14 protein-coding genes are annotated in these 10,698 nt (G+C 77.0%); 5 read left to right on the top strand and 9 right to left on the bottom strand.

The genetic code is table 11. The annotated features are described in order from the left end of the window. Positions 1 to 87: 87 nt before the first annotated feature. Genes NH342_RS19515 through NH342_RS19500 form a run of 4 tightly spaced genes read right to left on the bottom strand, consistent with a single transcriptional unit; the run spans position 88 to position 2,454 of the window. Entirely contained in the window at positions 88 to 672 is a 585-nt protein-coding gene (locus NH342_RS19515) for a hypothetical protein (RefSeq protein ID WP_253017433.1), read from the bottom strand. Then, positions 669 to 1,283 (bottom strand): hypothetical protein, encoded by a 615-nt coding sequence (locus NH342_RS19510; RefSeq protein WP_253017431.1) that lies wholly within the window; start codon positions 1,281 to 1,283, stop codon positions 669 to 671. Before NH342_RS19510 ends, NH342_RS19515 begins: the two co-directional genes overlap by 4 nt. Continuing rightward, a complete protein-coding gene (locus NH342_RS19505; protein ID WP_253017429.1) occupies positions 1,280 to 1,831 on the bottom strand; it encodes a hypothetical protein in 552 nt (183 codons plus the stop codon). The genes NH342_RS19510 and NH342_RS19505 overlap by 4 nt, the downstream gene beginning before the upstream one ends. Next, the gene (locus tag NH342_RS19500; RefSeq protein ID WP_253017427.1) at positions 1,828 to 2,454 is read right to left on the bottom strand and encodes a hypothetical protein; all 627 of its coding nucleotides are present in this window, start codon (positions 2,452 to 2,454) and stop codon (positions 1,828 to 1,830) included. Before NH342_RS19500 ends, NH342_RS19505 begins: the two co-directional genes overlap by 4 nt. A 57-nt stretch (positions 2,455 to 2,511) precedes the next feature. On the opposite strand from NH342_RS19500, the gene NH342_RS19495 reads away from it, so the two are divergent. After that, entirely contained in the window at positions 2,512 to 3,582 is a 1,071-nt protein-coding gene (locus NH342_RS19495; protein WP_253017425.1) for a hypothetical protein, read from the top strand. Positions 3,583 to 3,591: 9 nt separating this feature from the next. On the opposite strand, the gene NH342_RS19490 is transcribed toward NH342_RS19495, so the two are convergent. The 3 genes from NH342_RS19490 to NH342_RS19480 all read right to left on the bottom strand — a co-directional run bounded on the left by NH342_RS19490 (position 3,592) and on the right by NH342_RS19480 (position 5,009). Then, entirely contained in the window at positions 3,592 to 3,816 is a 225-nt protein-coding gene (locus NH342_RS19490) for a hypothetical protein (protein ID WP_253017423.1), read from the bottom strand. A gap of 108 nt (positions 3,817 to 3,924) precedes the next feature. Further along, positions 3,925 to 4,383 carry an SSI family serine proteinase inhibitor gene (locus tag NH342_RS19485; protein WP_253017421.1) on the bottom strand — a complete coding sequence of 153 codons (459 nt, stop codon included), beginning with the start codon at positions 4,381 to 4,383 and terminating at the stop codon, positions 3,925 to 3,927. Further along, complete coding sequence (locus NH342_RS19480) at positions 4,380 to 5,009, bottom strand: TetR/AcrR family transcriptional regulator (RefSeq protein ID WP_253017419.1); 630 nt, start codon at positions 5,007 to 5,009, stop codon at positions 4,380 to 4,382. The genes NH342_RS19485 and NH342_RS19480 overlap by 4 nt, the downstream gene beginning before the upstream one ends. Positions 5,010 to 5,045: 36 nt before the next feature. Between NH342_RS19480 and NH342_RS19475 the strand changes: the two genes are divergently transcribed. After that, on the top strand, positions 5,046 to 6,080 hold the full coding sequence (locus NH342_RS19475) for a DUF3533 domain-containing protein (protein WP_253017417.1): 1,035 nt from the start codon (positions 5,046 to 5,048) through the stop codon (positions 6,078 to 6,080). Here NH342_RS19475 and NH342_RS19470 read toward each other — a convergent pair. After that, complete coding sequence (locus tag NH342_RS19470) at positions 6,053 to 7,240, bottom strand: 4-hydroxybenzoate 3-monooxygenase (RefSeq protein WP_253017415.1); 1,188 nt, start codon at positions 7,238 to 7,240, stop codon at positions 6,053 to 6,055. The genes NH342_RS19475 and NH342_RS19470 overlap by 28 nt on opposite strands. A gap of 38 nt (positions 7,241 to 7,278) precedes the next feature. Further along, positions 7,279 to 8,076 carry an IclR family transcriptional regulator gene (locus NH342_RS19465; RefSeq protein WP_253017413.1) on the bottom strand — a complete coding sequence of 266 codons (798 nt, stop codon included), beginning with the start codon at positions 8,074 to 8,076 and terminating at the stop codon, positions 7,279 to 7,281. A gap of 70 nt (positions 8,077 to 8,146) precedes the next feature. On the opposite strand from NH342_RS19465, the gene pcaH reads away from it, so the two are divergent. From pcaH to NH342_RS19450, 3 genes are all read left to right on the top strand, one after another. Further along, positions 8,147 to 8,899: a protocatechuate 3,4-dioxygenase subunit beta gene (gene pcaH / locus NH342_RS19460; RefSeq protein WP_253017405.1), complete on the top strand. Its 753-nt coding sequence runs from the start codon at positions 8,147 to 8,149 to the stop codon at positions 8,897 to 8,899. Then, positions 8,896 to 9,558, top strand: a complete 663-nt coding sequence (pcaG, locus tag NH342_RS19455; RefSeq protein ID WP_253017404.1) for a protocatechuate 3,4-dioxygenase subunit alpha — start codon at positions 8,896 to 8,898, stop codon at positions 9,556 to 9,558. The genes pcaH and pcaG overlap by 4 nt, the downstream gene beginning before the upstream one ends. Before the next feature lie 22 nt (positions 9,559 to 9,580). Beyond that, positions 9,581 to 10,698 (top strand): lyase family protein (locus NH342_RS19450; RefSeq protein ID WP_253017403.1); only part of this gene is annotated, 1,118 nt, incomplete at its 3' end.

Genomic DNA, 10,698 nt, shown 5'->3' with positions numbered 1-10,698 from the left:
GCGGCCACCGCGGCGCTGCGGCTGCGCCCGGTCCCCGACCTGCTGGGCCGGCTGCGGCAGGTGCTGGCCCGCCGCTGAGCCGTCCGCTCAGCCCCGGGGGTCGGCGAGGTCCAGGTAGCCGCAGTGGTGGCTGATCAGCACCGGCAGGTCACCGAGCACGTCGGCGAGCGCGGCCCGCACGGCCCCGGGGGCGCCCGGCCCGCCGGCGGCCAGCTCGGCGGCCTCCCACAGGTCAGCCGCCGCACCCGTGCCCTCCCAGCGGAGCGCGGTGGCCCGGGGCAGCTCCAGCACCGGCCAGCCCGGGAGCCCGAGGGCGCGGGTGGACGGGTCCTGACCCGCGCCGATGCCCACCAGCAGCGGTCGGGCCACGAAGCGGCGGGCCACGGCCTCCCGGTCGTCGCCGGCGGACGGCACGGGCACCAGCAGCGACCGGTCGACCAGCGCGGCCACGACGGCGTCCGGCTCGGCCACCCCGACCGCGGCGGCACGGGCCAGCAGCTGGTCGGACCCGCACAACGGGTCGTCCCCGGCCAGGCCGTGCGCCAGGTCCCACACCCGGGCCTCGTCGTCGTCCAGGGCGTGCCGGACCCAGCCCAACCGCACCGACCCGGCGACCGGCACGGGCAGGGTCTCCGGCCCCAACCGGAAGCCCACGGGCAGGACGACGGTCACGGCCGACCCACCGCGGTGTCGACGTAGGCCGCGGTGGCCGACAGCAGCGCCGGCAGCGAGGCGACGAGGTCGGCCAGCAGCAGGTCGGGGTCGCCGACCTGCGGTTCGTCGACGCCGGCGTCGCGGTGGCCGGCGGCGTGCCAGGTCACCGACGTCCACAGGTCGGCGAACAGCGGACCCCACGCCCACACGTCGCGCAGCGGCCGGGACAGCTCCACGACCGGGTGGCCGGGCAGGCCGACCTGGTGCAGCCCGGGCCGGCCCTCGACCTCGCCGAGGCCCGGCTGCAGCGGGTGCAGGGTGTGCGCGGCGGCCCAGGCGCGCCGGCCGTCGGGGGTGTCCTCGAGCTCGGCGAGGGCGCCCAGGCGGCGCAGCCGCGCCCAGCCGGCCCGGGTGTCGGCCTCGTCCAGGCCCCAGCGCCGGACGAGGGCTTCCGCGTCGGCGGGGTCACCCGACCGCCGGGCCGCCTCCCACAGGTGGGTGGCCGGGCCGTCCAGCTCCACCTGCGCGCCGTCCAGCTGCACGAACCCCCGCGCCGCCCGCGGGTCGGGACCGCCGGCGGGGGACAGGTCGACCACGGTGAGCCGGCGGCCGAGCGGGACGACCCTCACCCCGGGGCCCCGGCGTCGCGGGGCACGTCGAGGTAGAGCACCCCGGCGGCCAGCAGCTCGGGCAGCCGGGTCACCAGCCGCTCCAGGACGGCGTCCGCGTCGTCCCCGGGGACGGCGGAGGCGCCGGCGAGCCCGGCCGCGGCCGCGGCGAGGTCGGGGAACAGGTGCGCCCACGCCCAGATGTCGAAGGCCTCGGGGTCCAGGGTCGCGGTGGGCGAGACCCAGGTGCCGACGACGCGGGCGCCGTCCTCGCCCGCCAGCGTGCCCAGGCCCAGGGGCTGCACCCGGTGTGCCCGGGCGAAGGTCCGCCGCGCCCCGGGGGTGTCCTCGACCCGCACCAGCAGGCCGCGCCCGACCAGGGCATCGACCACCTGCGGGTCCAGCGCGTCGCCGGGTGCGCCCAGCGCCAGCTCCCAGGTGGTGCGCTCCACCTCGCCCTGCAGCTTCGGGGTCCCCCAGCCCACCCGCACCACGTGGTGCCGGGCGGGGGCGCCGGGGGCCGGGTGGAAAGGACCCAGGGCGTGGCCGACCCGCAGCAGGAGCGTCACGCCGCGACCCCCCAGGTGTCCAGGCAGACGGCGCCGGTGGCCAGCAGCGGGTGCAGCGCGGTGAGCAGGCCGGTCAGCAGCTCGGCCGGCTCGACCAGGCCGGGGTCGGTGGCCCCGGCCCGGGCCGCGATCGTCGCGGCGGCCGTGCACGCCCGCCACAGGCTGGTCTCCAGGTGCGCCCACGCGAACAGGTCGTAGGTGGTGGAGCTCCCGACCGCGAGCAGGTGGTCGGTGGTGCCCATCCGGTGGACCAGGGGTGACCGGGCGGTGTTGCCCAGGCCGGTGGTCAGCGGCATCAGCCGCACCCGGTCGGCGAGGTCCCGCGCCGACGGGCCGCCGGGTTCGACCCGGGCCAGCAGACCGCGCCCGGCCAGCGACGCCAGGTGGCCCTCGGCCCCGGCGAGGCCGGCCTGCTCGGCGGCGGCCAGGACCCCGGCCGCGCCCCAGGGGGCGTCCCCGCCCGCCGGGTCGCCGTGGGCCAGCGACCAGACGGCGAACTCGGCCAGGTCCAGCTCCTCGACGTCGGCGCCCAGACGCACCTGCACCGCGCCGCGGTCGGCGGCCAGGCCGAGGGAGTGGCCGATCGGCAGGACCAGCTCCACCGGGGCCGCGGGAACGGACATCGCCGCGACCCTATCGTCGCCGGGTCGGCCCGGGACGGGTGTGCCAACCTCGGCCCCGTGACCGCCCCGCGCCGCCCGCCCCTGATGGAGAGCCGCAAGGTGCTGGCCGCCGCCCGCCCGCCCGAGGGCACCGGTCCCACGACGGCGGCGGTGCTGCGCGGCCTGGCGCGGGTCCGTCCGCCGCTGCCGGTGCTGCTCGCAACGGTGCTGCTCGCCCTGGTCCCGCTGGCCCTGCTCGTCGTCGCGGTGCGGTACGCCGTGGGCATCGCCGGCAACGACTGGCCCCTGGCCGGCAAGCTCGTCGGGGGCGTCCTGCTCTGCGGGGTGCTGTTCCTGCTGTCCGCGCTGTCCTACCGCGGCACCAAGCGGGTGCTGCACCTGGGGTCCTACTCCGAGGGCTTCTTCCCGGCCCGGCTGCTGACCGTCGCCTGCGTCGTGACCGGCCTGTTCCTGGCGAAGTACGTGCTCCTGGACGGCGAGCCCACCGACCCGACGATGGTGGTGCCCTTCGTCGCGCTTGCGGTGGCCTGGGCACCGTGGCCGCTGCTCCTGCTGCCCTCGGCGCAGGCCTGGCCGCGCCGGGTCGCGCTGCGCTGGTCCCGCCCCGCCCGGGACGCCGACGAGGCCCTGCTCCTGGCGCTGCTGGCCCCGCACCCGTGCCCCGGTGGTCCGGCACCGTGGCCCTACGCCGTGGACCCGCTGGTGACCGGGACCGGGCCGGGCTGGCGGGTGCACGGCCCCTGCCCCCGCTGCGGGCAGCCCGTCGACGTCCCCGTGCGCGCCCCGGAGGTGCCGGCCGACGGCCTCGGCGGAGGGGACCTGCACGCCCTGCGCACCCGCACGGCCCCGGCGGCGGGGGACGCGCCGGACGCCGTCCCGCGGCTGGACGACGGCTCGCTGGCGCTGCTGCGGGCCCGCGCGGCGACCGGGGTGACGGTGCACGACCGGCTGCTGGCCCTCGTCCCGGACGGTGCGGACACCGTGCCCGCCCGCCGGCGCACCGGCACACCGGTCCCCCTGCTGACGCCGGAGGCCGAGTTCAGCCGGTCGACCCTGCAGCGCGGGCGCGAGCTCCAGGCTGCGCTGCTGTCGGCCGCGGACGCGGAGCTGGCCCGCCGCCGGGGGTGAGCGGGCCGGTCAGCGCTGGGCGCGGATCTGGGTGCTGGTCTGGGACAGCGGCTCCCAGGCGTCGGGGTGCTTCTGCCCCGAGTCGACCACCCAGCCCGGTGTGCGGGTGGCGCTGCGCGAGGACGTCGTCGAGCCGCGGCGGGTGGCCGGGCGGGCGCTGAGCTTGACGATCAGCGCGAGCAGCCCGACCAGTGCCAGGAGCACACCACCGATGATCACCAGCGTCGACATCATGACCTCGACGCTAGGTGACGGCCCGGTCCGTCGCCCCGACAGATGTCACCGAACATGACTGAGTAGTCGCGGAGAGTGTGCCAATTCTGGTCACACCCGCCCCACGGGTCACCGGGTGGTGGACAGCAGCGCCGACAGCGCATCCCACCGGCTGATGGCGCACCCGTCGGTGCGGCTGAACGAGGCGTCGACCGGCTGCCCGGCGACCGTCCCGCTGACCGTGGCCGTCTGCGGGCCGTCGTACTGCTGGGTGCAGACCGCGCCGGGGTCGGGCGCGGCGAACCCGGCCGGGCCCACCGCGGCGACCTGCGCGCAGGCGGCCGCAGGGTCGGGCACGTCCCCGCCGGTGGGGTCGCAGCTCAGGGTGCCGACGACGACCGACTCCCCGGTGCCGTCGGGGTCCACCACGACCGTGAGCGCGGTGCCGCCGACCGCGGTGGGCGTGGCGTCGGAGCTCGGTGCCGACGACGGGGCCGACGAGGACGTGGTCGGTGCGGCTGCCTGGTCCCCGCCGCCCCCGCAGCCGGCCAGCAGCAGGGCCACCCCGACCAGCAGCGCACGCCTCACGGCTCGGCGTCCAGCAGGTCGGCCAGCACGCGGGGCAGCACGTCGTCGGGCACGGCTCCCGGGTCGGGCAGCGACTCCAGGGCCAGGCCGTGGGTGAGCGCCAGGATCACGACGGTCAGCCTGCCCGCATCCCACCCGGTCTGCACGGGGTGCTCGGCCAGGAACCGCTCCACGGCACCGGCGACCCGGGAGCGCAGCTCGCGCCGGGAGGCCACGAAGGCGGAGCGGACGGCGGGGTCGCGCACCGCCCGCTGCCAGAACTCCAGGTACAGCAGCTGCCACGCCGCGTCGGGCCGCGACAGCTGCTCACCGACGGCGGCCAGGGCCCCGGGCAGGTCCGCGGTGGCGGCGAGCGCCTCCTCCACGGCGGCGACCCGGGCGGCGCCCTCGGCGGCCATCAGTGCGAGGAACAGCTCGTCCTTGCTGCCGAAGTTGGAGTAGACCGCGCCCTTGGTGAAGCCCGCGGCCGCGGCGACCAGGTCGGTGCTGGCCCCGGCGAACCCGCGCTCGGCGAAGACCCCCCGCGCCGCCTCGAGGACCCGCGCCCGCACCTGCTCCCGACGCGGGCGGGTGCGCACCGTCACGTCGTCCTGCCTTGCCCCGGCCACGACGGCGAGCATACTCATCGGTATCGGATACGCACTGGTATCGAGGAGTCGAGGATGAGCACGCATGGCCAGCACGAGGCGCCGCGACGGGAGCTGCTGCCCGGGGTGACCCGGCGCGCCGCCGTCCTGGTGGTCGGTGTCCTGCTGCTGCAGCTGGGCTTCGTGCTCAGCTACGTCGGGGCCTTCCACGCCCCGGTGCCCCGGGAGGTCCCGCTGGCCGTCGTCGCGCCCGGGGACGCCGCGGACCAGGTCGTCGCCCAGCTCGACGGGTTGCCCGGCCGCCCGCTGGAGGCCACCGCGTACGGCAGCGAGGGCGACGCCCGGCAGGCGCTGGCCGACCGCGACGTCGACGGCGTCCTGCTGGTCGGCAGCGGCAGCCAGGACACCCTGCTGGTGGCCGGCGCCGAGGGCGGGGCGGTGGCCACGGCGCTGGAGCAGGTGCTCGGCCAGGCCGACGCCGCTCAGCAGCGCACCCTCACCACGACCGACGCGGTCCGGGCCGGGGACGGCGACGCCCGCGGCCTCACCGCGTTCTACCTGGCCGTGGGCTGGGTGGTCGGCGGCTACCTGGTCGCCTCCATCATCGGGGTCAGCGCCGGTTCACGGCCGGCCACCCGCGGCCGGGCCGGCACCCGGCTCGCGGCGCTGGCGGTCTACGCCCTGGTCAGCGGCCTGGGCGGGGCGCTGATCGCCGGCCCGGTCCTGGGCGCCCTCGACGGCGGCCACACCCTGGCGCTGACCCTCCTCGGGGCGCTGCTGGTCTTCGCCGTCGGCGCCGCCACGGCCGCCCTGCAGGTGTGGACCGGGCTGGTCGGCATCGGGCTGGCCATCCTGGCCTTCGTGGTCCTGGGCAACCCCAGCGCCGGGGGTGCCTACCCCGCGCCGCTGCTGCCGCCGTTCTGGGCCGCGATCGGCCCGTGGCTCCCGCCGGGTGCGGGGACGGGCGCGGTCCGCGGCATCGTCTACTTCGACGGAGCCGGTGCCGGCCAGGCCGTGGCGGTGCTGGCCGGCTACGCCGTCGCCGGTGTGCTGGCGACCGTGCTCGGTGCGGGTCGGGGGGCTCAGCCCGCGATCGGCAGCCCGGTGTAGTTCTCGGCGAGCTCGCGCTGGGCGGCCTCGGAGGTGAACACCCGGCGCAGCTGGGAGAGCTGCAGCTGCTGGTCGAACTCGTCGCCCCCCTGCGCCGCCGACACGGTGTGCAGCATCGAGGTCATCCACCAGGAGAAGTGGGTGCACCGCCAGATCCGGCGCAGCGCGGTGTCGGAGTAGGCGTCGACGAGGTCGGTCTCCTTCTCCTGCAGCAACCGGACCAGCGCGGTGGCCAGCAGCGTCACGTCGGCCACCGCGAGGTTGAGGCCCTTGGCGCCGGTCGGGGGCACGATGTGCGCGGCGTCGCCGGCCAGGAACAGCCGGCCGTGCCGCATCGGGGTGGAGACGAACGAGCGCATCGGCAGGATCGACTTCTCGGTGATCGGACCCCGGTTGACCGACCAGCCGGGCAGGCCGAGCCGCTCGTCCAGGGCGTCCCAGATCCGCTCGTCGGACCAGTCCTCGATCTTCTCCGTGGGGTCGACCTGCACGTACAGGCGGGAGACGCTCGGCGAGCGCATCGAGTAGAGCGCGAACCCGTCGGGGTGCCAGGCGTAGACGAGGTCGTCCGTCGCCGGTGCGGCGTCGGCCAGGATGCCCAGCCAGGAGAAGGGGTAGACCCGCTCCCACACCTTCCCGCCGGTCGCCGCGGTGACCAGCGGCCGGGAGACGCCGTGGAACCCGTCGGCACCCACGACGACGTCGCAGTGCAGCTCCTGGGCCGCGCCGTCGGCGTCGGTGAAGGTGATCCGGGGGGATTCGGTGTCCACGTCGTGCGGCTGCACGTCCGACACCTCGAACAGCAGCGGCGGGCCCTCGTCCAGCTGCGTGGCGATGAGGTCCTTGACCACCTCGGTCTGCCCGTAGACCCACACCGTGCGCCCGCACAGCTCCTCGAAGTCCAGGTGCACCCGCTCGCCGGGGATCTGCAGGTGGATGCCGTGGTGGTGCAGGCCCTCGCGGTCCAGCCGGTCCCCGACGCCGACGTCGCGCAGGGTCTGCACCGTGTGGCTCTCCAGGATGCCGGCGCGGATGCGGGCCTCCACGTAGGCCCGGTCCCGGTTCTCCAGCACCACGGAGTCGATGCCCTGCACGTGCAGGAGCCGCGACAGCAGCAGCCCGGCCGGTCCGGCCCCGATGATCCCCACCTGAGTACGCACGACCCGAGTGTGACCACGGCGACGTCGCGGCGGCGAGGTCAGCTTCCCGCTGAGCGGAACTCCTCGGTGCGGGCCAGCTCGCGGCCGATCCCGCGGGCGGCGACCTGCAGCACGGGGACCAGCCGGGTCAGGTCGCGGTCGGCCCGGTGCGTGGGGACGACGATGCCGAGGGCCGCGGCCACCACCGACCGGCCGTCGGCCAGCTCCACGGTCACCGGGACGGCGACCGACGCCGCGCCCAGCGACATCTCCTCCGACGTCCGGGCCGACCCCGACCGGCGGACCTCGGTCAGCTCCCGGCCCAGCCGCACCGGGTCCACCACGGTGTGCCGGGTCTGCCGTTCGGGGGCCCGCAGGGCCTGCTCGACCACCTCGGCGGGCGCGGCGGCCAGCAGCACCTTGCCCACCCCGACCGCGTGCAGCGGCAGCCGGCTGCCGACCTGGCTGACCACCGGCACCGACTCGCGGCCGGAGACCCGGTCGACGTAGAGGGCGTGCAGGCCGTCGCGCACCGCCAGGTGCACCGTGTCGCGGGTGGCGGTGTGCACGTCGAGCAGGAAGGGGCTGGCCACCTGGCGCAGCTCGGCCTGCACCGGGGCCAGCAGACCCAGGTCCCACAGCCGGCGGCCGATCTCGTAGCGGCCGTCGACCCGGCGGGCCAGCGCGCCCCAGCCGGCGAGCTCGGCCAGCAACCGGTGCGTCGTGGTCAGCGGGGTGCCGCTGCGGGCGGCGATCTCCGACAGGGTCAGCCTCGGGTGCTCGGCGTCGAAGGCCTCCAGCACGCCCAGCGCCCGGGAGGTCACCGACCGCCCCGTCGACGCGCTGCCTCCGGCCATTCGACGTCCTTTCCACCCAGCGGGAAGGTCAGGGTGCCAGACGCGTCGGGCGTCTCGTACGTTCCGGGGCATGACCGGGACCACATCGGGGACCACATCGCGGCTGGTGCTGCCGACCTACCTCCGCGAGGGGGAGGGCCAGCGGACCCCCGTCGCCTTCGACGGCTACCGCTCCACCGGCCTGCGCGCCCCGCTGCGCACCCCGGTCGACCTGCCGCACCGCCTCACCGAGGTCACCGGCCCCGTGCTGGGCGAGGACCGGGTGGCCCCCGGCGACGCCGACCTGACGCTGCGCGCGGGCGGGGAGGCGCAGGGCCAGCGGATCATCGTGTTCGGCCGGGTGCTCGACAGCGGCGGCCGGCCCGTGCCGGGCGCGCTGCTGGAGATCTGGCAGGCCAACGCGGCCGGCCGCTACCGCCACGTGGTGGACAACTGGCCGGCCCCCCTGGACCCGCACTTCGACGGTCTGGGCCGGGTGGTCACCGACTCCCTGGGCCGCTACGAGTTCACGACGATCAAGCCCGGCGCCTACCCGTGGGGCAACCACCACAACGCGTGGCGCCCGGCGCACATCCACTTCTCGCTGTTCGGCCGGGCCTTCACCCAGCGCCTGGTCACCCAGATGTACTTCCCCGACGACCCGCTGTTCGGCCAGGACCCCATCTACAACGCCATCCCGCCGGCCGCCCGGCACCGCGCGGTGGCCGGTTTCGACCTGGGCCGCACCCAGCCGGACTGGGCGCTGGCCTTCTCCTGGGACATCGTGCTGCGCGGCACCGACCAGACCCCCTTCGAGACCGACGACGACGGAGATGTCGCATGACCGGCCCCCAGCACGACTCACCGCTGGTGCGCGACGCCGACGAGACCAACGACCGCCGCCCGGGCACCCCGCGCCGCGGCACCGGCTTCCTGGACGAGCCCTTCGTGCTGCGCACCACGCCCAGCGCGACCGTGGGGCCCTACCTGGCCATCGGCCTGACCTGGCCGGACGGCGCCGACGCGGTCGCGCCGGGCACCGAGGGGGAGATCTGGCTGCGCGGCACCGTCCACGACGGCGCCGGCGATGTCGTCCCCGACGCGATGGTGGAGACCTGGCAGGCCGACCCCGACGGCCGGTTCGCCCACCCCGACGACCCGCGCGGGTCGGCCACCACCCCGGGCTTCCGCGGCTTCGGGCGCTCGGCCACCCCCGGCGGGGAGTTCGCCGTGCGCACCCTCAAGCCCGGCCCGGTGCCCGACGGCGCGGGCGGCCTGCAGGCCCCGCACGTCGACGTGTCGGTCTTCGCCCGCGGCCTGCTGGACCGGGTGGTCACCCGCGTCTACTTCGCCGACGAGGCCGAGGCCAACGCCACCGACCCGGTGCTGTCCGCGCTGCCGGAGGACCGTCGGCGCACGCTGGTCGCCCGGCGCACCGAGGACGGCTACCGGTTCGACATCCACCTGCAGGGCGAGGACGAGACCGTCTTCTTCGCCGTCTGAGGGTCCCTGTGAGGATGACCCCATGACCGGGCTCTGGGACGGCACCTTCGCCCGCGGGGGTGCCGCCGCGGCGGTCTCCGACGACGCCTGGTTGCAGGCGATGCTCGACGTCGAGGCCGCACTGGCCCGGGCCGCCGCCCGCTGCGGCCTGGTCAGCGAGACCGCGGCCGCGGAGGTCACCCGGGTGGCCGGCGCGCCCGGCGCGCTGGACGTCGCCGCCGTGGTCGCCCGTGCCGCCGACGCCGGCGACCCGGTGCCGCCGCTGGTCCGGGTGCTGGCCGACGCCGTGGGCCCGCACGCCGCCGGCGCGGTGCACGTGGGCGCCACCAGCCAGGACGTCGTGGACACCGCCATGGTGCTGCTGGCCCGCCGGGCGCTCGCCGCGGTCGACGCCGACCTGGCGGCCGCCGCCGCGGCCGCTGCGCGGCTGGCCGCCGACCACCGGGACGACGTCACCATCGGCCGCACCCTGCTGCAGCAGGCGCTGCCCACCACCGCCGGGCTCAAGGCCGCCACCTGGCTGACCGGCCTGGAGGGCGCCCGCGCACGGCTGGCCGCGGTCGACGCCGCCCTGCCCGTGCAGTACGGCGGCGCGGTCGGCACCCTGGCCGCCAGCGACGGCTCCGGGGTCGACGTCCGCGCCGCGCTGGCCGACGAGCTGGGGCTCACCACCACGCCCGTCCCGTGGTTCACCGTGCGGCTGCCGGTCGCCGACCTCGCCGGCGCGCTCGGGGCCGCAGCGGGCGTGGTCGCGACGGTCGCCGTCGACGTCGTGCTGCTGGCCCAGACCGAGGTGGCCGAGGCCGCCGAGTCGGGGGAGGGGCGGGGTGGGTCGAGCGCGATGCCGCACAAGCGCAACCCGGTCGCCGCGATCTCCGCCCGCGCCTGCGCCCGCCGCGCCCCCGGCCTGGTCGGCACCCTGTTCGCCGCCATGGAGCAGGAGCACGAGCGCTCCGCCGGCGCCTGGCACAGCGAATGGCCGACGCTCTCGGCGCTGCTGGCCACGGTCGGCTCGGCGGCGGCCTGGCTGGCCGACTGCCTCGGCGGGCTGCAGCTGGACACCGCCCGGATGTCCGCCGTCGTCGAGGCGGCCAGCGGGGCCCGGCTGGCCGGCGCGCTGGCCGGCGCGCTCACGCCCAC

Origin of the sequence: Klenkia sp. PcliD-1-E (assembly GCF_024124375.1) — a bacterium.
Lineage (GTDB): Bacteria > Actinomycetota > Actinomycetes > Mycobacteriales > Geodermatophilaceae > Klenkia.
Note: the sequence above shows the minus strand (reverse complement) of the source record. Positions and strands in the feature narration are given on the sequence as shown.

What these genes read in the sequence shown, in the direction of transcription:
- NH342_RS19500 (WP_253017427.1), bottom strand. Translation starts at nt 2,454, where the DNA reads ATGTCCGTTCCCGCGGCCCCGGTGGAGCTGGTCCTGCCGATCGGCCAC.
- NH342_RS19490 (WP_253017423.1), bottom strand. Translation starts at nt 3,816, where the DNA reads ATGATGTCGACGCTGGTGATCATCGGTGGTGTGCTCCTGGCACTGGTC.
- NH342_RS19480 (WP_253017419.1), bottom strand. Translation starts at nt 5,009, where the DNA reads ATGAGTATGCTCGCCGTCGTGGCCGGGGCAAGGCAGGACGACGTGACG.
- NH342_RS19475 (WP_253017417.1), top strand. Translation starts at nt 5,046, where the DNA reads ATGAGCACGCATGGCCAGCACGAGGCGCCGCGACGGGAGCTGCTGCCC.
- NH342_RS19465 (WP_253017413.1), bottom strand. Translation starts at nt 8,076, where the DNA reads ATGGCCGGAGGCAGCGCGTCGACGGGGCGGTCGGTGACCTCCCGGGCG.
- pcaH (WP_253017405.1), top strand. Translation starts at nt 8,147, where the DNA reads ATGACCGGGACCACATCGGGGACCACATCGCGGCTGGTGCTGCCGACC.
- pcaG (WP_253017404.1), top strand. Translation starts at nt 8,896, where the DNA reads ATGACCGGCCCCCAGCACGACTCACCGCTGGTGCGCGACGCCGACGAG.